The sequence below is a fragment of the Reyranella sp. GW821-FHT14A01 genome, assembly GCF_058803965.1.
Genome location: NZ_JBXAPM010000001.1, coordinates 414,197 through 436,702 on the forward strand (window position 1 = coordinate 414,197; position 22,506 = coordinate 436,702).

23 protein-coding genes are annotated in these 22,506 nt (G+C 66.2%); 9 read left to right on the top strand and 14 right to left on the bottom strand.

The features are described from left to right. Window positions 1-318 precede the first annotated feature (318 nt). The 6 genes from AC1ROX_RS02015 to AC1ROX_RS02040 form a co-directional block, all read right to left on the bottom strand. Window positions 319-3,840 (bottom strand): indolepyruvate ferredoxin oxidoreductase family protein, encoded by a 3,522-nt coding sequence (locus tag AC1ROX_RS02015; RefSeq protein WP_493121870.1) that lies wholly within the window; start codon window positions 3,838-3,840, stop codon window positions 319-321. A 267-nt stretch (window positions 3,841-4,107) separates the two neighbouring features. Beyond that, on the bottom strand, window positions 4,108-4,590 hold the full coding sequence (locus tag AC1ROX_RS02020; RefSeq protein ID WP_493121872.1) for a tetratricopeptide repeat protein: 483 nt from the start codon (window positions 4,588-4,590) through the stop codon (window positions 4,108-4,110). A 61-nt stretch (window positions 4,591-4,651) separates the two neighbouring features. Then, window positions 4,652-6,319 (bottom strand): adenylate/guanylate cyclase domain-containing protein, encoded by a 1,668-nt coding sequence (locus AC1ROX_RS02025; protein ID WP_493121874.1) that lies wholly within the window; start codon window positions 6,317-6,319, stop codon window positions 4,652-4,654. Between the two features lie 4 nt (window positions 6,320-6,323). Beyond that, window positions 6,324-6,674, bottom strand: a complete 351-nt coding sequence (arsC, locus tag AC1ROX_RS02030) for an arsenate reductase (glutaredoxin) (protein WP_493121876.1) — start codon at window positions 6,672-6,674, stop codon at window positions 6,324-6,326. 33 nt (window positions 6,675-6,707) lie between these two features. Continuing rightward, entirely contained in the window at window positions 6,708-7,259 is a 552-nt protein-coding gene (locus AC1ROX_RS02035; protein WP_493121878.1) for a regulatory protein RecX, read from the bottom strand. 4 nt (window positions 7,260-7,263) lie between these two features. Next, the gene (locus AC1ROX_RS02040) at window positions 7,264-7,929 is read right to left on the bottom strand and encodes an HAD-IA family hydrolase (RefSeq protein ID WP_493121880.1); all 666 of its coding nucleotides are present in this window, start codon (window positions 7,927-7,929) and stop codon (window positions 7,264-7,266) included. Window positions 7,930-8,047: 118 nt separating this feature from the next. Between AC1ROX_RS02040 and AC1ROX_RS02045 the strand changes: the two genes are divergently transcribed. From AC1ROX_RS02045 to AC1ROX_RS02070, 6 genes are all read left to right on the top strand, one after another. Then, entirely contained in the window at window positions 8,048-8,725 is a 678-nt protein-coding gene (locus AC1ROX_RS02045) for a TetR/AcrR family transcriptional regulator (protein ID WP_493121881.1), read from the top strand. Window positions 8,726-8,805: 80 nt separating this feature from the next. After that, complete coding sequence (locus AC1ROX_RS02050) at window positions 8,806-9,249, top strand: SxtJ family membrane protein (RefSeq protein ID WP_493121883.1); 444 nt, start codon at window positions 8,806-8,808, stop codon at window positions 9,247-9,249. Between the two features lie 18 nt (window positions 9,250-9,267). Then, window positions 9,268-9,420 (top strand): DUF5989 family protein, encoded by a 153-nt coding sequence (locus AC1ROX_RS02055; RefSeq protein WP_216957152.1) that lies wholly within the window; start codon window positions 9,268-9,270, stop codon window positions 9,418-9,420. Between the two features lie 18 nt (window positions 9,421-9,438). Further along, window positions 9,439-11,274: a carbamoyltransferase family protein gene (locus AC1ROX_RS02060; protein ID WP_493121886.1), complete on the top strand. Its 1,836-nt coding sequence runs from the start codon at window positions 9,439-9,441 to the stop codon at window positions 11,272-11,274. Window positions 11,275-11,283: 9 nt separating this feature from the next. Continuing rightward, a complete protein-coding gene (locus tag AC1ROX_RS02065) occupies window positions 11,284-11,769 on the top strand; it encodes a hypothetical protein (protein ID WP_493121887.1) in 486 nt (161 codons plus the stop codon). A 4-nt stretch (window positions 11,770-11,773) separates the two neighbouring features. Continuing rightward, window positions 11,774-12,766, top strand: a complete 993-nt coding sequence (locus AC1ROX_RS02070) for an NADPH:quinone oxidoreductase family protein (RefSeq protein WP_493121889.1) — start codon at window positions 11,774-11,776, stop codon at window positions 12,764-12,766. A gap of 44 nt (window positions 12,767-12,810) precedes the next feature. Here the strand turns inward: AC1ROX_RS02070 and AC1ROX_RS02075 are convergent, their stop codons facing one another. From AC1ROX_RS02075 to AC1ROX_RS02105, 7 genes are all read right to left on the bottom strand, one after another. Beyond that, window positions 12,811-13,251: an OmpA family protein gene (locus AC1ROX_RS02075; protein WP_493121891.1), complete on the bottom strand. Its 441-nt coding sequence runs from the start codon at window positions 13,249-13,251 to the stop codon at window positions 12,811-12,813. After that, window positions 13,248-13,844, bottom strand: a complete 597-nt coding sequence (locus AC1ROX_RS02080) for a 2-hydroxychromene-2-carboxylate isomerase (protein WP_493121893.1) — start codon at window positions 13,842-13,844, stop codon at window positions 13,248-13,250. The genes AC1ROX_RS02075 and AC1ROX_RS02080 overlap by 4 nt, the downstream gene beginning before the upstream one ends. Before the next feature lie 219 nt (window positions 13,845-14,063). Continuing rightward, complete coding sequence (locus tag AC1ROX_RS02085; RefSeq protein ID WP_493121895.1) at window positions 14,064-14,591, bottom strand: hypothetical protein; 528 nt, start codon at window positions 14,589-14,591, stop codon at window positions 14,064-14,066. A gap of 56 nt (window positions 14,592-14,647) precedes the next feature. Next, complete coding sequence (locus tag AC1ROX_RS02090) at window positions 14,648-15,421, bottom strand: SDR family NAD(P)-dependent oxidoreductase (protein ID WP_493108550.1); 774 nt, start codon at window positions 15,419-15,421, stop codon at window positions 14,648-14,650. 70 nt (window positions 15,422-15,491) lie between these two features. Then, complete coding sequence (locus AC1ROX_RS02095; protein ID WP_493121897.1) at window positions 15,492-16,208, bottom strand: pirin family protein; 717 nt, start codon at window positions 16,206-16,208, stop codon at window positions 15,492-15,494. 203 nt (window positions 16,209-16,411) lie between these two features. Next, complete coding sequence (locus AC1ROX_RS02100; protein WP_493121899.1) at window positions 16,412-16,960, bottom strand: VOC family protein; 549 nt, start codon at window positions 16,958-16,960, stop codon at window positions 16,412-16,414. Then, window positions 16,957-18,612: a flavin-containing monooxygenase gene (locus AC1ROX_RS02105; RefSeq protein WP_493121901.1), complete on the bottom strand. Its 1,656-nt coding sequence runs from the start codon at window positions 18,610-18,612 to the stop codon at window positions 16,957-16,959. The genes AC1ROX_RS02100 and AC1ROX_RS02105 overlap by 4 nt, the downstream gene beginning before the upstream one ends. Before the next feature lie 118 nt (window positions 18,613-18,730). On the opposite strand from AC1ROX_RS02105, the gene AC1ROX_RS02110 reads away from it, so the two are divergent. From AC1ROX_RS02110 to AC1ROX_RS02120, 3 genes are read left to right on the top strand one after another with little or no spacing between them, the layout of a single operon-like run. Then, window positions 18,731-19,735 carry a LacI family DNA-binding transcriptional regulator gene (locus AC1ROX_RS02110; protein ID WP_493121902.1) on the top strand — a complete coding sequence of 335 codons (1,005 nt, stop codon included), beginning with the start codon at window positions 18,731-18,733 and terminating at the stop codon, window positions 19,733-19,735. A gap of 23 nt (window positions 19,736-19,758) precedes the next feature. Continuing rightward, entirely contained in the window at window positions 19,759-20,727 is a 969-nt protein-coding gene (locus tag AC1ROX_RS02115; protein ID WP_493121904.1) for a Bug family tripartite tricarboxylate transporter substrate binding protein, read from the top strand. Beyond that, complete coding sequence (locus tag AC1ROX_RS02120) at window positions 20,724-21,461, top strand: SDR family NAD(P)-dependent oxidoreductase (protein WP_493121906.1); 738 nt, start codon at window positions 20,724-20,726, stop codon at window positions 21,459-21,461. The genes AC1ROX_RS02115 and AC1ROX_RS02120 overlap by 4 nt, the downstream gene beginning before the upstream one ends. Before the next feature lie 7 nt (window positions 21,462-21,468). Here AC1ROX_RS02120 and AC1ROX_RS02125 read toward each other — a convergent pair whose 3' ends face one another. Further along, complete coding sequence (locus AC1ROX_RS02125; RefSeq protein WP_493121908.1) at window positions 21,469-22,380, bottom strand: LysR family transcriptional regulator; 912 nt, start codon at window positions 22,378-22,380, stop codon at window positions 21,469-21,471. Window positions 22,381-22,506 lie beyond the last annotated feature (126 nt).

Consider the following 22,506-nt stretch of genomic DNA (forward strand, 5'->3'; position numbering starts at 1 on the left):
TGAACGGAGACGAACATGGCAAGCATCGAGATGGAGGAGCTGCTCTCGGCAGCGCCGGCCGCAGAATCATGCCCGCTCGATGGCCTCGGGGGATGACACCCCGTCCGGACCGACACAGCGGTGCGCATCGGCCTCAGCGATCTCTATGCCGGCGCGGTCGAGGCCGCCCTCGGCCAGGATCCCGAGCGCGCCGCGAACCAGCCGGAGCGGCAGGCGGCGGTCGTTACTCTCGCAGCTATCGTCCTCTGGACGAGGCAAGTGGCAACACGACCTGGCGGACTGCGCCCTACGAATGCGGCCGGCATTCCTATCGGAACGTTACTCGGCGGCGATCGACTGCGCCGCGGGGCTCTTGTAGGCGGCGAGCAGCGAGGCTTCCCGCTCCTTCGCGACCTTCACGTTCTTCTCCTTCACGTGGCCGAAGCCGCGCATCGTTTCCGGCACGCCGGCAATCTGCACCGCGACGGCGTGGTTGTCCTGGCTGAGTGTCGCCAGCAGCGTGTCGATCGTCGCTTCGTACTCGCCGATGAGGCGACGCTCCATGCGCCGCTCCTCGCTGTAGCCGAAGATGTCGAACGTGCCGCCGCGCAGCCGCTTCAACGAGGCGAGGATGCGGAAGGCCGGCATCATCCACGCGCCGAACTCGCTCTTCTTCAGCTCGCCCGTCACCGGATCGCGGTCGGAGAACAGCGGCGGCGCGAGATGGAAGCTGATCTTGTAGTCGCCGTCGAACTGTTGGCGCAGCTTCTTGTGGAACTCGCCGTCGCTGTAGAGGCGGGCGACTTCGTACTCGTCCTTGTAGGCCATCAGCTTGTAGAGCGACTTGGCGACCGCTTCGGCAAGGCCGCGGCGGCCGGGCGCCTTGTCCTTCTCGACCGTGGCGACTCTGTCGACCAGCGCGCGATAGCGCTCGGCATAGGCCTTGTCCTGATAGGCGGTCAGCAGCTCGACCCGCTTGGAAACGATCTCCGCGAGCGTGCGCGCCACCGGCTTCTCGATGCGGAGTGCGGGCTTGGCGGCGGCCTGCACGGCGGCGAGGTTGTGCGCGGCGAGGCGGCCCCAGTTGAAGGTTCGCTTGCTGCTCTCGACCGCAACGCCGTTCAGCTCGATGGCGCGCATCAGCGCCTCGAACGACAGCGGCACCAGACCCAGCTGCCAGGCATGGCCCAGCATGAAGAGGTTGGTCGCGATCGAATCGCCCAGGATCGCCGTGGCGAGGCCGGTGCCGTCGATGAACGAGGTGGCCTCGTCGCCGGCGGCGTCGCGGATCGCCTTCATCATCGACTCGGCGCCGAGATCCATGTCGCCGTTCATGACGAAGGCGGCGACCGGCTGGACGTAGCCGTTGATCACGGCCTTGGTCACGCCCTGCTCGATGCGCGACAGGGCGGCCGGCGAGGCGGCGACGACCATGTCGCAGCCCAGCACCAGGTTGGCGCCGCCGGCGGCGATGCGCACGGCGTGGAGATCCTCCGGCTTCGGCGCAAGCCGCACATGGCTCATCACCGCGCCGTTCTTTTGCGCGAGGCCCGTGAAGTCGAGGACGGTGCAGCCCTTGCCTTCGAGATGCGCGGCCATGCCGATCAGCGCGCCGACGGTGATCACGCCGGTGCCGCCGATGCCGGTCACCAGGATGCCGTAGGCTTCGCTCAGCGGCCGCAAGGTCGGCATCGGCAGCGAGGCGAAGGGATCCTCGGCCACGACCGCGAGCTTCGGACGGCGGGCCTTGGCGGGAATGCCGCCGCGCACCGACACGAAGCTGGGGCAGAAGCCGTTCACGCAGGAGAAGTCCTTGTTGCAATTGCTCTGGTCGATCTGGCGCTTGCGGCCGAGTTCGGTTTCGAGCGGCTTCACGGACACGCAGTTGCTCTTCTCCGAGCAGTCGCCGCAGCCCTCGCAGACCGCGTCGTTGATGAAGACGCGTCGGTCCGGATCGGGGAAGGTGCCGCGCTTGCGGCGGCGGCGCTTCTCGGCGGCGCAGGTCTGGTCGTAGACCAGCACGGTGAGGCCCGGGATCTCGCGCAGCTCGCGCTGCACGGCGTCGAGTTCGTCGCGATGGCGGATCGTGACGCCGTGCGCGAAGCCGGCATTCATCGGGTACTTGTCCGGCTCGTCGGTGACGACGATCACCTTCTTCGCGCCCTCGGCCTCGACCTGCCGCGTGATCTCGGGAACCGTCAGCGGCCCGTCATGCGGCTGGCCGCCGGTCATCGCGACCGCGTCGTTGAACAGGATCTTGTAGGTGATGTTGACGCCGGCGGCGGCCGACTGGCGGATCGCCATCAGGCCCGAATGGTAATAGGTGCCGTCGCCAAGATTTTGGAAGATGTGGTTGTCGGAATGGAACGGCGCCTGGCCGACCCAGCCCACGCCCTCGCCGCCCATGTGGCTGATCAGCGAAGTGCGCCGCTCCGGCATCCAGATCGCCATGCCGTGGCAGCCGATGCCGGCCATGGCGCGGCTGCCTTCGGGCACCTTGGTCGAGGTGTTGTGCGGGCAGCCCGAGCAGAAGAACGGCGTGCGCGCGACCTTGGGCGGGGGTGCCGACAGCAGCTTCTCCTTCGCCTCGAGGCGGGCGAGGCGCTGGCGCAGCTCGGGCGATTCGCCCTCATGCTTCATCAGGCGGCCGGCGATCACCATGGCGACGCCGGTCGGCGTAAGCTCGCCCTCGCTCGGCAGGATGATGCGGCCGGTCTCGTCGGCCTTGCCGATCACTGTCGGGCGGCGGTCGGCCGGCAGGTGATAGAGGATGCGCAGCAGCTGGTCCTCGAGGTTCGAGCGCTTCTCCTCGACGACGATCACTTCCTGAAGCCCTTCGGCAAAGCGGCGCGCACCTTCGGCTTCGAGCGGCCAGGTGACGCCCACCTTGTAGAGACGGATGCCGAGCGCCCGGGCGCGCGCATCGTCGATGCCGAGATCCTCCAGCGCCTGGCGCGTGTCGAGATAGGCCTTGCCGGTCGTCATGATGCCGATGCGGGCCTTGGTGCCCGTCTCCGTCGGCTCGATGACGGTGCGGTCGAAGCCGTTGGCGCGTACGAAGGCGCGCACGGCGGCCATCTTCGGCCCATGCAGGCGCTTCTCGGCCTCCAGCGGCGGGTCGGGATTGCGGATACCGAGTCCACCCGGCGGCAGCTGGAAGTCGGTCGGCATCACGATCTGGATGCGCTCGGGGTCGACCCAGACCGAGGCGCCGCTCTCGACCGTTTCGGAGATCGCCTTGAAGCCGACCCAGCAACCGGAATAGCGCGACAGCGCGAAGCCCAGGATGCCGAAGTCGAGATACTCCTGGACGGTCGCCGGATTGACGACCGGGATCATGGCGGCGGCAAAGACCTGCTCGCTCTGGTGCGGCAGGGTCGAGGACTGGCAGCCATGATCGTCGCCGGCCAGCGCGATCACGCCGCCATGCGGCGAGGTGCCGGCGGCGTTGCCGTGCTTCAGCACGTCCATCGAGCGGTCGACGCCGGGCCCCTTGCCGTACCAGATCGAGAAGACGCCATCGACCTTGGCGCCGGGGAACAGGTTGGTCTGCTGGCTGCCCCACACCGACGTCGCCGCGAGATCCTCGTTGAGGCCGGGCTGGAAGTGGATGTTGTTCTCTTTCAGGTACCGCTTCGCGCCCCACAGCGCGTTGTCGTACATGCCGAGCGGCGAGCCGCGGTAGCCGGAGATGAAACCGCCGGTATTCAGGCCGGCCGCGAGATCGCGCTGGCGCTGCATCATCGGCAGGCGCACCAGCGCCTGGATGCCGGTCATGTAGACGCGGCCCTTGCCGAGCCGGTAGCGATCCTCGAGGGCGTAGTCGCCGAATACGAGTGGAACGGGGGTGACGGTGCTCATCGCGGGAGCCCTCCGATGCGGCGGCGTGAACGGGCGTTTATTTTGCCGCAGCATAGCGGGCGAAGCGGCGGGCGCAAAAGCCCGTTGGGCCTTTCGCCACCCCGAATTTCGCTAGAACACGGGTTCATATCCTCCCCCGTCAAACGGGGAGGTTGCCCGAAGGGCCGGAGGGGGAAGGACACAGGTCTGAACTCTTCCCGACTCGAAATCTTCGCGTTGCTTTCCCCCACCCGGCCTCCCCCGTAAGACGGGGGAGGTGATGAGGTGTCAGTTCGTCGGCCGCTTGCCGGCCTTGTAGTCGGCGACGGCGGCCTTGAGCTGGCGGTATTCGGCGCAACCGAAGGTGCAGAGGGAGTCGAGGCGGGCGAGCTGCTGTTCGGCCTCGGGCAGGCGGCCCAGCATCAGGTAGGCCTCGCCGAGATATTCATAGGCGCCGATGTGGCGGGGATCGATGGAAAGCGCCTGCTGGTAGTATTGCAGCGAGGCCGTGGGATCGCCCGACTTGCGCGTGGCGAAGCCCATCAGGTTGTAGGCGTCGGCGTTCTTCGGGTCCTTCGCCACGACCTGCTGCAGAAGCGGCAGGGCGCCCTTGTAGTCCTTCGCTTCGATCATCGCCTTGGCGCGCGTGAAGTTGGCGTCGACCGGCTTGGCCGGTGTCGATTCCACGGACCCGCCGCCGGCGGCCTGAGCGGGCAGGGACAGGCCGAGAGACGTCACGGCGAGCGCAGCGGCAAGGAAAAGGGAACGCATGGGATCACCTCCTGAAGGTGGCGGGATTCTCGCCTCACCCGACCGCCGGACAACGAAAATCTTATGACATTGCCGTGAGATCGGCGGCGTTTGCGAGGGCGCGCACGGCGAGCCTTCCCTGGCGGCCGCGGATTTCGACCTCATGGCGCGGCGCCTCGCCGAGATCGATGCCGGCGCGGTCGAGCAGCTCCTGCGACACGACCAGCTCGACGCCGAACTCCTTGGTGAGCGATTCGAGCCGGCTCGCCGTGTTCACCGTATCGCCGATCGCGGTGATCTGGGCGGCACGCGCATAGCCCATCTCGCCCACGATCGCGGGGCCGGCATGGATGCCGATGCCGATGCGCAGCGGCAGGTCGAGATCGCCGGACATGGCTTCGTTGAGATCGTCGAGCGCCAGCGCCATGCGCCGCGCCGCATCGAGCGCCTGCCGGCACGCGACCTGCGGCTCCTGGTCGAGGCCGAAGATCGCCATCACGCCGTCGCCGATGAACTTGTCGAGTCGTCCGCCGGCGGCTTCGACGGCCTGGCCCGTGGCCCGGAAGTAACGATTGAGCAGGAACACGACGTCGTAGGGAAGCTTGCCTTCGGAGATCGTCGTGAAGCCGCGGATATCGGCGAACAGCACGGCGACATACTGCTCGCTGCCATGGGCCTGCGGCTGCGGGCGATAGGCTTCGGCCGGTCCGACGGTGGCCGGCAACAGGGGCGTCACCCGGTAATGGCCGGGCAGCGGGCGCAGCTGGCAGGCGAGCCGGACGTTTGCCGGCGCTCCGATGCGGGCCAGCACCTTCGCTTCCTCGGACGATGCCGGAGGTAGCCGGTGGCGCTCGTCGCCGGTGATGCGGACGCGGCAGGTCGAACAGCGTCCGCGTCCGCCGCAGACCGAGGCATGGGGAATGCCGGCGATGCGACTCATTTCGAGGATCGTGTGGCCGGCGGGCAGCGACACGCTGCGTCGCTCCCCGTAGTCGAGACGCACGACGCCGACACGCCGTTCCCAGAGGTTGCGCAAGGGCCGCGCGGCGATCGCGGCGACCAGCAGCGCGAGCGCCGCATATTCCAGGCCGGCCGAGATCGAATAGAGATTGGCGATCTGCGCGGGCGACGGGATGTGCGCCCGCTCGAACAACTGCTCGAGAAAGCCGGGACGTTGCGCCAGCTCGGCGACGTCGCGCAACGCGACGGCGGCGCCCGCCAGGCTGGCGGCCGGGATCAGCAGAGCCAGGCCGTAGAGAAGCGGCAGCCAGTCGCGATACCAGGGCTTCAGGCGCAGCGCCAGGTGCAGGCCGATGCAGCCATGCATCCAGACGACCAGCGGCAGCGAGAATTGCCGCAGGATGCCCGGCCAGCTGCCGGCGACGAGCGAGCCCAGCACCCAGGGATAGCCCGACTGCACGTCGTAGAGCGTCTCCGCGAGTCGCGTGCCCGCGACATGAACCACGCCCAGCGGAATGATCGTCGCGCCGAGGATCCATTGCGTCCATTCCCAGCGCGACAGCTTCAGGGCGCGCCGGCGGTACAGCGACCACAGCGCCAGGAAGAAGTGCGCGAACAGCGCGCCGTAGAGCACCGTCAGCCCGACGGGGTTGCTCCATATTGTTGCGAACCAGTGCCGTCCTTCTTCGAGGACGCGCAGCGAGATCAGCCCGAGCGCGTGATTGAGAAGATGGGTGACGACATAGAAGAAGAGGACGTAGCCCGACCAGAGGCGAAGCCGTCCGGTCATGGCGTCATTTCAGGAGAGACAGGACCGCTTCCGGCGGTCGGCCGATCGCGGCGTGCGTGCCCTTAACGACGATCGGACGCTGCAGCAGGATCGGATGCTTGGCGATCGCCTGGGCGATGTCGGCCTTGGTGAGGTCCGCCTTCTTGAGCTTCAGCGCCTTGAACTCGGCCTCGCCGTCGCGGATCAGCTCGCGTGGATCGCCGCCGACCTGGGCGATGAGCTTCTCGACCTCGGCCTTGCTGGGCGGCTCCTTGAGATACTCGCGGATCGTCGGCTCGACGCCGTTGCTCTTCAGCAGGTCGAGAGTCTGCCGTGACTTGCTGCAGCGCGGATTGTGCCAGATCGTGACGGTCATGATTTCCTCGTTGGCCGAACCATGGCGAGCCGTTCAGCCTTCGTCCAGAGTGTCGGGATCGCTCGACTCGATGACCTTGCGGGCGAGCTCGTAGGCGAAGCCGGCCCGCGCCATCGAGGCGAGGTCGCGCGCCTTGTTTTCCTCGCGATCCTTCATGCGATAGGGGCCGAGGCGGCGGCGACGGGCGAAGGCCACGGCAGCCTGAATCTCGCGCTTGGCGGGATCGGTGCCGAGTTCCTCGTCGAGGCCGGCCATCGCCTTGTCGACATCCTCGCGACCGACGCCCGCCACCTGCAGGCGTTGCCGCGTCAGCCGGCCGGACATGCCGCGGCGGTGCAGTGAACGCGCTTTGGTCTGTGCGAAGGCCTTGTCGTCGAGCAGGCCGGCCGCCACGAATTTCTGCACGACCGCCTCGATCGCCTCGTCGACATTGTCCATCACCGGCGCCTCGAGCATCCGGGCCTTGGAGACCCGCCGCCGCAGCACGCGGCGCAACCCCTCGGCCGAACTGGCGTATCGCTCGAGATAGAACACGGCGGCGTTCTGGAGATACTTCGCCGTGATCGGAGAGGCCGTCCGCTTCACCGGATCAGTCTCGCAGAGGGATACCCACCATGGCCTGCAGCTCGTCGATCGCGACGTCGGGATCGACGACCTTGATGGTGCGCATGCCGAGTGCCCGCGCCGGCTTCAGGTTGATGCCGAGATCGTCGAGATAGATGCAGCGGTCCGGCGGCACGCCCAGCAGCTCGCAGGCATGCTGGTAGATGCGGGGATCGGGCTTGCGCATCCCGATTCTGCTCGATTCGACGACATGCTCGAAAAGAGACAGGATTTCGGCCACGGCTTTTGCCTTGTCGGCGCTGCGCGCCATGCCGGCCCCTTCGCCGGCCTTCATGTTGTTGGTGATGCAGGCTACGCGGAAGGACGCCTTGCAGCGGCGCAGGGCCTCGACCATCTGCGGCCGAATGTCGCCGCTCAGTGCCTGCAGAATCTTCCAGCCCTCGACGCGGTACCCTTGGAGGCGGGCCTCCTCCTCGAACAGGGTGACGAAGTCTTCCCGCGAAACTTCGCTTCGTTCCATTTTCGCCCAGGCGTTGGTGTCAGGATTGCGCGCATTCAGCCCGCGCAGGAAATCTTTGGGAAGTCCGGCCTCGGCCTCGTAGCGATTGAAGGCCTCGAAGGGGCTGGAGAGGATCACGCCGCCGAAGTCCCAGAGTACCGCGAGCGGGGTTTTTGCATGGCTCGTATTCATCGTGGTGCGACCGTGTTTACCTTGTTGCTGCCGCAGTCGGCCCTTATCTCACGCCCTCCATAGGCGACTGGTCGTACGTTGACCATTCAAGCCTTAACTCCGGATTAGGAATGTGCACATGAGCGAAGCAGCGGTGATGCCGCGCGGCAACGCAGTGGCGGCAGTGGCAGCAGCAGACGCGAGCAACACGAACACGGCTCGTCCCGACGGGCGCAATCGTCGCGCCGCCGAGACCCGTCGCAAGATCATCGAGGCCGCCAAGGTCATGATCGCCGAGACCAGCACGGCGCCGACCGTCGTGGCCGTCGCTCGCCGGGCCGATGTCTCGGTCCGCTCGGTTTTCCAGCATTTCGGCGACGTCGAGTCACTTTTCGTAACTGTCTTGGACGCCATCGGGCAGGACATCGTCGTCCCGCAGCAGGCTTCCGACTCCCGCCCGCTGGCAGAGCGGGTCGCCTCGGTGGTCCAGGGACTGGCCGAGGTGTTCGACAAGATCGTCCCGCTTCGGGTCGCCGCCGGGCAGTTCGTCGACCATCCAGCGCTGATCGAGCGCGGCCAAGCCTTCAAGCTGGAGTTGCGGAAGTCGACTTTCGAGGCTTTTGCCCCGGAATTCGCCAGCCTGGGCGAGCCGGCCCGCGAAGAGCTGGCGGATGCCATCGGTGCGGCCCTCTCGCTCGACGCCTGGATCGTGCTGCGTCGCCGGGACGGGTTGAGCTTCGAGCGGGCGGCGGCCGTCTGGCGCATGACCCTACTGGCGCTGCTGACCCATCGTTTCGCCTCGGTTGCGGCGGAATAGCAAATTGGCGGTCGCCGATTGACTTGGCGTTTGGGATCAGAGAGTTAAGAGCCCCAAATCAACTAAAGAACGCTCGGTAAATGGCGACCAGCCAGCTTCATGAGGACTTTTCCCGCGAGGAGCACGTCAAGGCGGGCACCGATCGCGGCTTCGGGTTCGTTTTCGCCGGATTCTTCGGAATCCTGAGCGCGATCAACCTGTGGAACCACGGCACGGAGCACGGTGCGGCGTGGAAATGGATGCTGCCGGTTGCGGCGGCATTCCTGGTTGTGGCGCTCGTCTATCCCAAGGCGCTCGGGCCGCTGAACCGGTTGTGGCTGAAGTTCGGCCTGCTCCTCTACAAGGTGATGAACCCGCTGGTCCTCGGCATGCTGTTCTTCGTCACCATCATGCCGATCGGCCTCATCATGCGTGCCTTCGGCAAGGACTTCCTGCGGCTGAAGCTCGACCGGAATGCCAAGAGCTACTGGATCGACCGCTCGCCGCCGGGTCCGCCGCCGCAATCGATGAAAAACCAGTTCTGATTCCGAAAGGACCGATCCATGGGCTCCATCCTCGTCGAACTCTGGGCCTTCATGCGCGAGCGCAAGAAGTTCTGGCTGCTGCCGATCCTGGTCATGATGGTGATCTTCGGCGGCCTGATCGTTCTCACCAAGGGTTCGGCGATCGCGCCCTTCATCTACACGCTGTTCTAGGCGGGTAAGGACACTGCCATGCGGGTGCTCGGCGTCTCGGCCTTCTATCACGACAGCGCGGCCGCGCTCATCGAGGACGGTCATCTCGTCAGCGCCGCGCAGGAAGAGCGCTTCACCCGCAAGAAGCACGATGCGGGATTCCCGCAGAACGCGGTCCAGTTCTGCCTGGACCGCGCCGGCATCAAGCTTCAGGACGTCGACTACGTCGCCTTCTACGACAAGCCGTTCCTGAAGTTCGAGCGCCTGCTCGAGACCTACCTCGCCTATGCGCCGCGCGGCTTCAATTCCTTCCGCATGGCCATGCCGCTGTGGCTGAAGGAAAAGCTGTTCCAGAAGACGCTGCTGCGCGACGAGATGAAGAAGTGGCAGCCCGACTTCGACTGGCAGAAGCGCCTGCTGTTCGGCGAGCATCACCAGAGCCACGCCGCCTCGGCCTTCTTCCCCTCGCCCTATGAAGAGGCCGCCGTGCTCTGCATGGACGGCGTCGGCGAATGGGCGACGACGTCGCTGGCGATGGGCAGCGGCAACAAGCTCGAGATGCTGCGCGAGATCCACTTCCCGCACTCGATCGGCCTGCTCTATTCGGCGTTCACCTACTACACCGGCTTCAAGGTCAACTCGGGCGAATACAAGGTCATGGGCCTCGCGCCCTATGGCGAGCCCAAGTTCAAGAGCCTGATCCTCGACAAGATCGTCGACCTCAAGGAAGACGGCACTTTCCGCCTCGACCAGAGCTACTTCGACTATTGCACCGGCCTGCGCATGACGAACGACAAGTTCGGCGCGCTGTTCGGCGGCGCGCGGCGCACGCCTGAGGAGATGCTGACCCAGCATCACATGGACCTCGCGGCGTCGATCCAGGCCGTCACCGAGGAGATCGTGATCCGCCTCGGCCGGTCGGTGAAGAAGGAAACCGGCGTCAAGAACATCTGCCTCGCGGGCGGCGTCGCGCTGAACTGCGTCGCCAACGGCAAGCTGCTGCGCGAGAACATCTTCGACGGCATCTGGGTGCAGCCGGCGGCCGGCGATGCCGGCGGCGCGGTCGGCGCGGCCTACGCTGCCTATCACGGCTTCCTCGGCCAGCCGCGCAAGCTGAACGGCCACATGGACGGCATGGCCGGCTCGTATCTCGGCCCGGACTACACCGACGACGAGATCGCCGAGCGCCTCACCGCGGTGGGCGCCAAGTTCTCGCGCCTCTCTCGCGACGAGATGATCGACCAGACCGCGCAGGCCCTGGCCGACGACAAGGCGGTCGGCTGGATGCAGGGCCGCATGGAGTTCGGCCCGCGCTCGCTCGGCGCCCGCTCGATCCTGGGCGACGCGCGCTCGCCCTCGATGCAGAAGACGCTGAACCTCAAGGTGAAGTACCGCGAGTCGTTCCGCCCCTTCGCGCCGGCGGTGCTGCGCGAGGACGTCGACAAGTATTTCGACTTCCACACCGACAGCCCCTACATGCTGATGGTCGCGCCGGTCGTCGAGGGGCGCCGCCGCAAGATGACCGAAGAGGAAGACAAGCTGTTCGGCATCGACAAGCTGAACGTGCCGCGCTCCGACATCCCGGCCGTGACGCATGTCGACTATTCGGGCCGCATCCAGACCGTCCACGAAGAGACCAACAAGCCGTTCTACGACCTGATCTCGTCCTTCAAGGCGAAGACCGGCAGCTCGGTGATCGTGAACACTTCGTTCAACGTGCGCGGCGAGCCGATCGTCTGCACGCCCGAGGATGCGTGGCGCTGCTTCATGGGCAGCGAGATCGAGGTGCTGGTCGTCGGCAACTGCCTGCTGCGCAAGGAAGACCAGGATCCGGCGCTGAAGCTCGACTACAAGAACGCCTTCGAGCTCGACTAGGCGAGCGGCGTGGCGGATCTCTCGCCACCCCGGCGATACCGACTTCGCCGTGTTGCCCTCAGGATCGGTTTTGGTATCGGGCTTGCCCTCTTCTATGCAGGGGTTGCCGTTCCGTTGTTGGGCGCCACGTGCGGACGGCACAAAATCGAGAATTATTGCGCCTTCTTCGGTGGGCTTTGGTTGATCGTTCACGTGCCATGCCTCGCGCTGGGCGCCATGGCGGCTTATGGCCTGCGGCGCGAGTTCGGCTCCCTGGCGCGCCGCGCGGCGGGACTTGGCGGATGGGCTGCGGTTTTCTCGTTCGCGATCATCTCGATCATCTCGATCTGCGCGGCAGGCGTCGCGGTGTTCGGCTTTCGGATCGATTTCCTTGGCGTTAGTCTCCTTGGTCTCTTGCTGCCGGGTTTCTTAATCCTCGGTATTCCCGTTTTCGTGCTCGCCGCCCTGTGGTCCGGCTTGTACCTCGCTTTGTCAGACCGCTGGTCCTTGAGCTGACACCATGCGCGCGCTCGTTTGCGATCGCCTCGGCGATCCCTCCGTTCTCCACATTGAAGAACGCCCGATCCCCGATGCGGGGCCGGGCGAGATCGTCGTCAGGGTCGGCGCGGGATCGGTCAATTTCCCCGACGTGCTGATGGTGGCCGGTGGCTACCAGCACAAGCCCGAACTGCCTTTCATACCGGGCATGGAAGGGGCGGGGACGATTCATGCGATCGGCGTAGACGTCACCGGCTGGAAGGTTGGCGATCGCGTGATCTTTGGCGTGCGCCCCGGCGCCTTCGCCGAATACGTGAAGGTGAAGGCGAGCGGGCATCTGATGCGGCTGCCGGCTGACTGGTCCTTCGCCGAGGGCGCGGGCTTCCGGGTCGCCGCGCAGACGGCCTTCCATTCGCTGGTCCATCGCGCGGCCTTGAAGAAGGGCGAGACGCTGCTGGTTCATGGCGCCTCCGGGGGTGTCGGTTTCGCGGCCGTGCAACTGGGCAAGCATCTCGGCGCACGCGTGATCGCCACCGGCAGCGACGACGCCCGCCTCGCGATCGTGCGTCAGGGCGGTGCCGACGAGGTCGTGAACTACCGGACAGGCGACTTCGTCGCTGCGGTGAAGGAGATGACGGACGGCAAGGGCTGCGACGTGATCTACGACCCGGTCGGCGGCGAGGTGCTGGAGAAGTCGGTACGGGCCGCCGCCTACGGCGCGCGCCTGCTGATCGTGGGCTTCACCTCGGGCGGGCCGAGCAAGCTCATGTCCAACCACATCCTGATCAAGGGCTTGTCGGTCCTGGGCGTGCGCGCCGGCGAGACCATCCTGCGCCTCTCGCCCGAACTCGGCCGCGACTATGTCGAGGAGCTGCCGCGGCTCGCGGCGCTGGGCGTGATGCGCCCGCACGTCTCGCACCGCTTCCCGATGGAACGGGCCGCCGACGCCTTCCGCGTCCTGATGGACCGCAAGGTCGTCGGCAAGGTCGCGATCGAGATGAACTCAGGATCGTAACGCCGCAATGGAGCGCGCCACTCCAGTGGCGCTCTCAAATGAGACTAACGCGCGTAGAAGATCGTCACCTTGCGGTCGATCTCGGAAGCATTGTCGCTGCCGAAGCTCATGTTCCCGAAGGCCTCGGGGTCAGCCACGATGGTGATGTCCTTGGCGGGATAGCCGTCGCGGATCATCTCGGCGGCAACCGCCTGGGCGCGCGCCCGCGAGAGCTTCTGGTTGTAGGCCTTGTCTCCCAATTTGTCGGTATGGCCGATCAGACAGATGGCCGACACCTGACGATCCTTTGCTGTCTTCACCGCCTGGGCGATTCCGGGTTTCTCGGCCGGTGGCACCACCGAGCTGTTGAGAGCGAACAGGACGCGCACCGGCGGCGGCTGGTTGGCACCGCCGCCGCGCGGGCAGGTGCCGACGGTCTGCGCGAAGGACGGCGCCGCGGCGAACAGCGTGCCGGCGACGACGAGGATGCCGATTTTTCTTTTCATTTGAGCTCTCCCTTGAGGGCCATTTCGACGAAGGGGAGGCGATCGTTGCCGAAGAACATCATCTTGTCCACGAAGCAGGTCGGTGCGCCGAAGACGCCGCGCGCAACGGCTTCGTCGGTCGTGGCCTTGAGGCGATCCTTCACGTCCTGGTCCTGGATGCGCGCGCCGACCTTCGCCGGATCGAGTCCGGCCGCGCTCAGCACGGCGGCAATCTCCTTCATGTCGTTCAGGTTGCGGCCGTCGACCCACATCGCCTTGTAGATCGCCGGATGGTAGCGTTCGAACGTGCCGTCGATCTGCGCCGCCGCGGCGCCGCGCATCAGCGCCAGCGTGTTGATCGGAAAGAATGGATTGCGCTGGAACGGCACGCCGTAGTGCTTGGCCCACATCGGCATGTCGACGCCGCTCCAGGCGGATTTCTGCGGCAGCTCGGCCGGCGAATGGTTGCCCGTCGCCTTGAACACGCCGCCCAGCAGCATCGGCTTGCGCACCAAGGTAGCGCCGGCGCGCTGTGCGATCGCCTCGACCTGCGTGTCGGCGAGATAGCTGTAGGGGCTGCCATAGTCGAAGTAGAATTCCAGCGTGCGGGCCATGTGTTCCTCCTTGCTTGTGGCAAGCCTGCGCTGCTTCTGGCGCTGCGACAAGAAAGTTTGGAAGCGAGCGCGCGGCGTCCAACGAAAAAGCACGCCGGAGGCTGTTGCCTGCGGCGTGCTCTAGTTGATCGAGGATCTGTGATCGCTCTTCCTTCGGCGCTCCCGGACATTGCCAAAGGCAATGTCCTGCCGCTTGCGGGCTGAGCTTCGCTCAGCCTCTTACTTGATGATCACCTGATGCGTGAACTTGTCGCCGTCGCTGATCGTGATCTGCTGGAAGCCGAGCAGCTTCAGCAGGTCGAAGAAGTTCGCGTCCTCGGCGATCGTGCGCTCCTGGAAGAACGGCGAGAGGCGCGACATGGTCGTCATGTTCGCGAGGATCGCGCGGGCGCGGTAGATCGTGCTCATCTCGCCCGGCTGCAGGCCGACGATGATCATCTTGTCGGCCTTCTCGCCCTTCACGAAGACCGAGTAGGGAACACGGTAGGCCGACTGGATCGTACCCTGCGACACGACCGTGGCGAACTGCACGCGCTGGGCGCGCTCGGCGCCGGCGATCGTCTGCATCGGCGAGGTGTAGGTCTCGGTCGCGGTCGGCTTCGGATAGTAGTAGCCGACATAGCGGTCCTCATCGGTCTTCGGGGTCGCCGCGGCGGCCGCCGGCTTGGGCTGCTGCTGCTGCGCGAGCGCCGGCAGGGCAGCGAAAGCGACAAGGACGGCCAGGCTGGCTGCGAACCGATTCATCATGAGTGTTCCCCCAGAGAGTCTGATGCTGAAGTGGCGACGAGTTAAAAAATAACGGGCTAGAACAACGTATAGCCGCCATCGATGACGAAGTCGCGTCCCGTCGTATAGCCGGAGGCGCTGCTCGCCAGGTAGACGGCGATCGGGCCGAAATCGGCGCCGGTGCCCCAGCGGCGGGTCGGAATGCGCGGCAGGACGTTGCCCGCGAACTTCGGATTGGCGACGGCATTGGCCGTCATCTCGGTCTCGATCCAGCCCGGCAGGATCGAGTTCACGGTGATCTTGTAGCGCGCCAGTTCGACCGCCAGCGCCCGCACCATCGCCGTGACGCCGCCCTTGCTGGCGCCGTAGTGGCTGGAGCGGGCCGCGCCCTCGATGGCTGCGGTGCTGGCCATCGCCACCAGCGAGCCGCCCTGGCCGCGCTCGACCATGTGCTTGGCGGCTGCACGGAACGTGAAGAAAACGCCGTCGAGGTTGATCTGCAGCACGCGGCGCCATTCCGCATAGTCCATCTCGAGGATCGAGCCCTTGCCGCGTCCCGAGACGCCGGCATTGGCGACGCAATTGTCGACATGGCCCATCACCTTCACCGTCTCGGCAAAGGCGTCCGCGACCTGCTTCTCGTCGCCGACATCGACGATCTGGGCGTGGACCTTGCCGCCATGCTTCTTGAGCTGCTCGACGGCCGCGTCGTTCTTCTCCTTGCGCGTACCCCAGATGCAGACGCCCGCACCCGCCTGGGCCATCGCGTCGGCCATGCCGAGGCCGATGCCGCCATTGCCGCCGGTCACCAGCGCCACCTTGCCCGTCAGATCGAAGCCCTTGTAGGCCATGCGTCTCTCCCAAACGAAAACCGGGCGGGATCAAAGCCCGCCCGGTCCATAGCGTCAATCTGAGGAGAGGTCAGTTCAGCCGGTCCGTTTCGACCAGCACAATCTCGGCATCCTCGAGAGCCACGATCTCGATCTCGTCCTGGTCGACCACCGCCACGCCATCGCGCGCCTTGGCGGTGATCGGCTGGCCGTCGCTGCCGCGCACCTCGATCTTGCCCTTGGCCGGCACGAGATAGGCGGGCTTGCCGCCCAGCGTCTGGCGGATCGTCTGGCCCGCCTTCAGCGTGCCGGCCAGCAGCGAGCCGTCGGCGTAGAGCGGGATCGCCCCGTCATCGCCGCGCCCGGAGGCCAGCGGCACCAGTCTGCCCTCGCGGCCGTCGGCCGGGAACTGCACGGTCTCCCAGCGTGCCGGCACACCCTGCTTGTTGGGCAGGATCCAGATCTGGAACAGCTCGGTCTCCTCGTCCTCGCGGTTGTACTCGGCGTGCTGGATACCGTTGCCGGCGCTCATCACCTGGATCTGACCCGCCTCGGTCCGGCCCTCGTTGCCGAGATGGTCCTTGTGCGTGATCGCGCCCTTGATGACGTAGGTCACGATTTCCATGTCACGGTGGGGATGCGGCGGAAAGCCGGAATCCGGCGCGATGCGGTCGTTGTTCCAGACCCGCAGGGCACCCCAATGGACACGGTCCTGGTTGCGGTAGTCGGCGAAGCTGAAATGGAAGTTTGCCTTGAGCCAGCCGTGGTCCGACTTGCCCAATTTATCGAAGGGTCTGAGCTCGATCATGGTTGATCTCCTTTGCCTGCAAAAATGGCCTTGTAAGCAGGGGGATCAAGTTTCTGGTTGGTAACGGGCCGAGCTACGCTCGGCCGCAAAGGTCCCTCGCTTACGCTCGGGATGACAATTTTGTTGGGGTTTGCGCAGTGCGCCGATCAAACAAACGGTGTCATCCCGAGCGTAAGCGAGGGACCTTTGCCTCCCGGCCCGAGCTACGCTCGGGCCTGCGGTCGACGAATCGGCTCCGACCCATCCCAGGTCCGGGCACGCTCGCGGATGTGCTCGAAGAAACGGCCCTTGTTGCCGCTGATGTCGGAGATCTCGACGACGGTGCCGGCGTGGGGATCGGCCGGGGCGCCGGTGTCGAAGTAGGCGAAGCGGCCCTGCTCGCCGCCGATCTGGCCTTCGTGGCCGAGCTTGTAGCCCTGAGCGAGCGCGCGGTCGTAGAGCGACTGGTAGTCGGTCGACCAGAAGGCCACGTGCTGCAATCCCTCGCGGCCGCTGTCGATGAACTCCTTGTACATCGACGGCGCGTCGTTGCGCTGCTGGATCAGCTCGATCTGCAGGTCGCCGGCATTGGCCAGCGCGATGCTCATCTCGACGGAAGAGTCCTGGCCGCGATGGCGGAACCAGTCGGTCTGCACGCGGTCGATGTAGAACCACGGGCCGACCTGCAGCACGTCGATCCAGTGCGCCATGGCCGCCTCGATGTCGCGCACGACGTAGCCGTTCTGGCGGATCGGGCCGAACAGCCGGCTCATTCGGCCGCTGCCTGTTCACGCCCAGCCGCTTGGCCGAACGTGAAGCCGCGATAATTGTCGGCCACGATCTCCTTGCAGGTCGTGCGATAGCCCTCGCCGATATACGGCATGAACACGCGCGGCTTGCCGGGGATGTTGACGCCCAGGTACCAGGAGTTGGCCTTGGGAAAGAGCGTGCGCTCGGCGACCTCGGCGACATGCCTGCCCCAGGCGACCTGTGCCTCGCCGTCGGGTTCGATCGTCGAGAGGTTGTGCCGGCGCATATGCGTCAGGCACTCGTCGATCAGGTCGACATGATACTCGCAATTGGTGATCACGTTGCCGATGACCGACGGGCTGCCCGGGCCTGTGATGGTGAAAAGGTTTGGGAAACCCGCGACGGTCAGGCCAAGATAGGTCTGCGGTCCTTCCGACCAGGCGTCCTTGAGCGTGGCGCCGTTGCGACCCTGGATATCGACCGCGAGCAGGGCGCCGGTCACCGCATCGAAGCCGGTCGCGAAGACCAGCGCATCGAGTTCGAAGTGCCGCGACTTCGTGTCGACGGCATCTTCCGTGATCTTTTCGATCGGCTCCTCGCGCAGGTTCACGAGCTCGACGTTCGAACGGTTGTAGGTGTCGAAGTAGTCGGTATCGACGCACAGGCGCTTCACGCCGAACGGATAGCCTTGGGGCGACAGTGCCGCGGCCGTCTTGGGATCCTTCACCGTCTCGCGGATCTTCTGGCGCACGAAGTCGGCGCAGACATCGTTGACCTCGGGATGAACCAGGATGTTGGGGAAGGCCTTCAGGAAGCCGCCGCTGCCGCCCTCGTTCCAGAGCTTCTCATAGTGCTTCCACTGCACGTCGCGCGGCGGGACCTCGGCGGTGAACGCGGTGGGCGGCACGCGGCCGAAATCGGATTGCTCGAGGCTGGCGAGATAGGCGTCGAGGCCGTCGTCGAAGCTCGTGTGGTCCTCGTCGGTCAGCGGGCGATTGCGCGCCGGCACCGAGAAATTGGGCGTACGCTGGAACACGACGAGCTGCTTGGCCGTCTGGGCGATCATCGGGATCGCCTGGACGCCGGAGGAGCCGGTTCCGATGATGCCGATGCGCTTGCCCGCGAAGTCGACCGGTTCCTGCGGCCAGCGCGCGGTGTGGTAGATCGCACCCTTGAAGTCGGCGACGCCGGGAATGTCGGGCGTATTCGGCACCGACAGGCCGCCGGTCGCCATGATGACGAAGCGGGCGGAGAGGCGGGTGCCGCGATCGGTCTCGACGATCCAGCGCTCGCTCTTTTCGTCGAAGGTGGCGCCCGCGACTCTTGTGTCGAACTGGATCAGCTTGCGCAGGTCGAGGCGGTCGGCGGCGAACCGGGCGTAGCTCAGGATTTCTTCCTGGCCGGCGTAGCGGTTGGTCCAGCGCCATTCGCGGCGCAGCTCCGGCGACCAGCTGTAGGAGTAGAACAGGCTCGGCACGTCGCAGCGCGCGCCGGGGTACCGGTTCCAGTACCAGGTGCCGCCGACATCCGGCGCCGCTTCCAGCCCCCGCACCGAGAAGCCGCTCTCGCGCAGCTTGTGCAGGGCATAGAGGCCGCCGAAGCCGGCACCCACCACGACGACATCGCACTCGGTGTCGGCCTCGACGGCTTTCACGCGTTCCTGGACGGCTGGCATGGCGTCACGAACTCCTAAAATTGGAAACGTTTCCAAATTAATCTTGCAAGCACTGCCATTGATGTCAAATATGCGGCTTCGTATGGCAGAAATCGGTTCCAAAGCGACCATTCGAGACGTGGCCCGCACGGCCGGCGTCTCGGTCGGGTCGGTGTCGCGGGCGCTGAACGGCGGCAAGAACGTCAGCGCCCGGGTGGCGCGCGACGTCGCCGCGGCGGCGGAGAAGCTCGGCTATCAGCCGGACCTGCTGGCGCGCAGCCTGCGGACGCGCACGACCGGGATGGTCGGCTGCCTGGTCTCCGATGTCGCCAATCCGCTCTACGCCAGCATCGTGCAGGCGGCCGAGGCAAGGCTGCGCGAAGCCGCCCTGCTGATGGTGGTCGCCAACACGGCGAACGATCCGGCGCGCGAACGGGCGATGGTCGCGGCATTCCGCAGCCGGCGTCTCGACGGGATGCTCGTGGCCCCCGGCAGCGACGAGAACGACCGCACGTGGCGCGAACTCGCCGCCGACGGCGCGCCGGTCGTCATCCTCGACCGTGACGTGCCGGAAGAAGATGAGATGCCGTGGCCCGCCGTGCTGGTCGATCATCGCGAAGGCGCGCGGACGGCCACGCGCTACCTGATCGGGCTCGGCCATCGCCGCATCGCGCTGCTGACGCCGGGTGCGCGCATGCGGCCGGGGCGCGAGCGAATCGCCGGTTTCAAGGCGGCCTTCGCCGAGGCCGATATCGATCCGGCGGGTGCGCTCGTGTGTTTGCAGGAATCGTCGATGGATTTTGCGCAGGGCGATGCGCTCGCGCTGTTGCGCCGCGAGCAACGGCCGACGGCGATCATCGCGCTCGGAACCCGCATCCTGGCCGGCGCGCTGCGCGCCGCACGCGATCTCGGGCTTTCCATCCCGGGCGATCTGTCGGTGATTGCCGTCGGCGACACAGATCTCGCCGCCGTGTATTCGCCGGCGATCACGGCGCTGCGCTGGAGCCTGGAAGATGTCGGCCGGGCGGCGGCCGAGCTGCTGCTGCAGCGGCTGAGAGGGAATTCAGGTGAGGGTCAATCGCGGGCGCTGTTGCCCGTCGATCTCGTGCTGCGCGAATCGTGCGCGCCGCCGGCCAGGACGTAATCAAGAACCACGTGGAGGAAAGAATGAGATTGTTCCGGAGGGCATTCGCCCTGGCTTTGGCTTTGGGCGTGACGGCGCCGGCGTTTGCACAGACGACCGACAAGTGGCCGAGCAAGCCGATCCGCATGATCGTGCCGTTCGCCGCGGGCGGCGGCACCGACCTGGTGGCGCGCTCGCTGGCGGAGAAGCTCGGCACCGCACTCGGTGTGGTCGTCGTCGTCGACAACAAGCCGGGTGCTTCGGGTTTCATTGCGATGGAAGCGGCCAAGACAGCGCCGGCGGATGGCTACACGCTGGTCCTCGGATCGGCCAGCACCGTCGTCGTCAACCCGGCCGTGATGCCGGACCTGCCGTATGATCCCGTGAAGGACTTCGAGCATCTGGCCGACATCGGTTCGGCGACGGTCGTGATGGTGGCCCATCCCGACTATCCGGTGAAGGACCTGCGCGACGTGATCGCGCTCGCCAAGGCCAAGCCCGGCGAAGTGAACTACGGCACCTGGGGCAACGGCTCCACCGGCCATCTCTGCGCCGAGATCATCCGCGCCGGCACCGGCATCAACATGACCCACGTGCCCTACAAGGGCGCGGCGCCGGTGCTGAACGACGTCGCGGCGGGCCACATCAAGCTCGGCTTCTCCGACGTGCAGTCGGCCGTGCCGATGGTGAAGTCGGGCAAGGTCAAGGTGGTGGTGTCGTGTACGCGCCGCTCGATCAACTTCCCCGACGTGCCGGGCTTCGTCGAGCAGGGCGTCGATTTCGACTTCGTGTGGCGCTACGACCTGATGGCGCCGGTCAACACGCCCAAGCCGATCGTCGAGCGCCTGCACGCCGAGCTGATGAAGATCCTGGCGATGCCTGACATCAAGGAGCGCTGGGCCGAGTTCGGCATGACCGCCTCGACCATCAGCCCCGACGATCTCAAGGCGCAGACGGCCAAGGACATCGCCACCCTGCGCAAGATCGCGCAGCAGGCCAACGTCAAGCCATGAGCCCCGTCACGCAGGCCGCCGTCGTCACCGGCGCGGCCAGCGGCCTCGGTCGCGCCATCGCGCAGCGCTTCGTGAAGGAAGGTATCAAGGTCGCGCTGTGGGACCTCGATCTTGCCGGGGCGAAGCGTGCCGCCGAGGAGATCGGCGAACTCGCCACGCCGTTCGCCGTCGACATCACGGACACGGCGGCGGTGAGAGCGGCCTGGTCGGCGACCAAGTCCGCGTTGGGCACGCCGTCGATCCTGGTGAACAGCGCCGGCATCCTCGGCCCCTCGGCCGGTATCGCCTCGTATCCCGAGGACCAGTGGCACCGGGTGCTCGACATCAACCTCAACGGCACGTTCCGTTGCTGCCAGGCGGCGGTGCCCGACATGGTGGCGAGCGGCTATGGCCGCATCGTCAACATCGCCTCGATCGCGGGCAAGGACGGCAATCCGAACGTCGCGGCCTATGTCGCGTCCAAGGCCGCCGTCATCGCGCTCACCAAGTCGATGGGCAAGGAACTCGCGACCTCGGGCGTGCTGGTCAATGCCATCTCGCCCTCGGCCTCCGAGACCGCGATCTTCGGAGAACTCACCGACGAGCGGCGCGCGAAGCTGCTGGCCAACGTGCCGATGGCGCGCATGGTCCGGCCCGAGGAAGTTGCCGAGCTGGCCTACTGGCTGTCGTCGCCGGCCTGCTCCTTCTCGACCGGCGCCACGTTCGACATCTCCGGCGGCCGCGCCACTTATTGAGGCTGCTTCATCGCCGCCGCAGGGCTGGCCCAGGTCCCATCCGGGCGAGCAGTTCGTCGAGTTTGCCCAGGAATGCGCGCAGGAGGGGCGAGTCGTTGTCCCGCCGGTAGCCGATCATCAGGTCGATCGTCGGTTGCTCGCCGTCCAACGGGCGGCTGACCACGCCTGGTGGCAGTACGTCTTCGATGGAGGCAGGGAGAAGTCCCACGCCGCGCGTCGAGGCAACCAGCGAAATCGCCATGGCGAAGTTGTCGATCTCCAGGTGGGGAACGGTCGTGACGCCGCTTCGCCGCAGGTAGTCGTTGACCGCCGCTCGCAGTACGCGCGGGACCTCGGATATCCCGATAAAGGTTTCGCCCTCGAAGTCGCGCGGATGCACCGTCTTCTTCGCCGCCAGCGCGTGATCGCTCGGGAGGATGGCGACCAGCGGCTCGGTTTCCACCAGCCTGAAGACGAGGTCGGTGTCGGCCTCGTGGCGCAGGAAAGCGACATCCAGAGTTCCATCTACGAGATCGTGCGCCAGCGTCGTCGAGAATCCGCTCGAGACCTTGATCTCGGCACCGAACAACTCGTCGCGCAGCAGCGCGGTGGAGCGGGGAAGCCAATCGGTTTCGTGCCCCACCAGGACGCCGATGGCGAGGCTGGGCTTGGGAGGAGAAGCTGCCTTGCGCGCGGCCTCGGCAGCTGCCCGCGTCTGCGCAAGGATGAGTTTCGCATGTTCGAGAAATGCCTGCCCCGCGGCGGTCAGGACTACGCCCCGGACACCCCGGATCATCAGGAGCACGCCGACTTCCTCTTCGAGCGCGCGGATCTGCCGGCTCAGCGAGGGCTGGGCGGTGTGCAGGCGCTTGTGTGCGGCCAGCGTCACGCTGCCCGCCTCGGCGACGGCGACGAAGTAGCGGAGATGCCGGAGTTCCATCTTCGACGACCATGCCTGCTGGGCATGACTTAGCGACCTATAAAGTCTTTTTGCAACAAGCTTCCGCCCGTTACACCCGCTTCTGCGCGCCACTCCGGTCGCAAATATGCCTTCGGAGCATGGCGA

Bases quoted from the DNA above. Each gene is read 5' to 3' on its own strand.
- AC1ROX_RS02045 (WP_493121881.1), top strand. From the start codon at position 8,048: ATGAGCGAAGCAGCGGTGATGCCGCGCGGCAACGCAGTGGCGGCAGTG.
- AC1ROX_RS02125 (WP_493121908.1), bottom strand. From the start codon at position 22,380: ATGGAACTCCGGCATCTCCGCTACTTCGTCGCCGTCGCCGAGGCGGGC.
- AC1ROX_RS02085 (WP_493121895.1), bottom strand. From the start codon at position 14,591: ATGATGAATCGGTTCGCAGCCAGCCTGGCCGTCCTTGTCGCTTTCGCT.
- AC1ROX_RS02100 (WP_493121899.1), bottom strand. From the start codon at position 16,960: ATGAGCCGGCTGTTCGGCCCGATCCGCCAGAACGGCTACGTCGTGCGC.
- AC1ROX_RS02015 (WP_493121870.1), bottom strand. From the start codon at position 3,840: ATGAGCACCGTCACCCCCGTTCCACTCGTATTCGGCGACTACGCCCTC.
- AC1ROX_RS02120 (WP_493121906.1), top strand. From the start codon at position 20,724: ATGAGCCCCGTCACGCAGGCCGCCGTCGTCACCGGCGCGGCCAGCGGC.
- AC1ROX_RS02020 (WP_493121872.1), bottom strand. From the start codon at position 4,590: ATGCGTTCCCTTTTCCTTGCCGCTGCGCTCGCCGTGACGTCTCTCGGC.
- AC1ROX_RS02105 (WP_493121901.1), bottom strand. From the start codon at position 18,612: ATGCCAGCCGTCCAGGAACGCGTGAAAGCCGTCGAGGCCGACACCGAG.
- AC1ROX_RS02050 (WP_493121883.1), top strand. From the start codon at position 8,806: ATGGCGACCAGCCAGCTTCATGAGGACTTTTCCCGCGAGGAGCACGTC.
- AC1ROX_RS02095 (WP_493121897.1), bottom strand. From the start codon at position 16,208: ATGATCGAGCTCAGACCCTTCGATAAATTGGGCAAGTCGGACCACGGC.
- AC1ROX_RS02040 (WP_493121880.1), bottom strand. From the start codon at position 7,929: ATGAATACGAGCCATGCAAAAACCCCGCTCGCGGTACTCTGGGACTTC.
- AC1ROX_RS02090 (WP_493108550.1), bottom strand. From the start codon at position 15,421: ATGGCCTACAAGGGCTTCGATCTGACGGGCAAGGTGGCGCTGGTGACC.
- AC1ROX_RS02055 (WP_216957152.1), top strand. From the start codon at position 9,268: ATGGGCTCCATCCTCGTCGAACTCTGGGCCTTCATGCGCGAGCGCAAG.
- AC1ROX_RS02025 (WP_493121874.1), bottom strand. From the start codon at position 6,319: ATGACCGGACGGCTTCGCCTCTGGTCGGGCTACGTCCTCTTCTTCTAT.
- AC1ROX_RS02075 (WP_493121891.1), bottom strand. From the start codon at position 13,251: ATGAAAAGAAAAATCGGCATCCTCGTCGTCGCCGGCACGCTGTTCGCC.
- AC1ROX_RS02080 (WP_493121893.1), bottom strand. From the start codon at position 13,844: ATGGCCCGCACGCTGGAATTCTACTTCGACTATGGCAGCCCCTACAGC.
- AC1ROX_RS02070 (WP_493121889.1), top strand. From the start codon at position 11,774: ATGCGCGCGCTCGTTTGCGATCGCCTCGGCGATCCCTCCGTTCTCCAC.
- AC1ROX_RS02060 (WP_493121886.1), top strand. From the start codon at position 9,439: ATGCGGGTGCTCGGCGTCTCGGCCTTCTATCACGACAGCGCGGCCGCG.
- arsC (WP_493121876.1), bottom strand. From the start codon at position 6,674: ATGACCGTCACGATCTGGCACAATCCGCGCTGCAGCAAGTCACGGCAG.
- AC1ROX_RS02115 (WP_493121904.1), top strand. From the start codon at position 19,759: ATGAGATTGTTCCGGAGGGCATTCGCCCTGGCTTTGGCTTTGGGCGTG.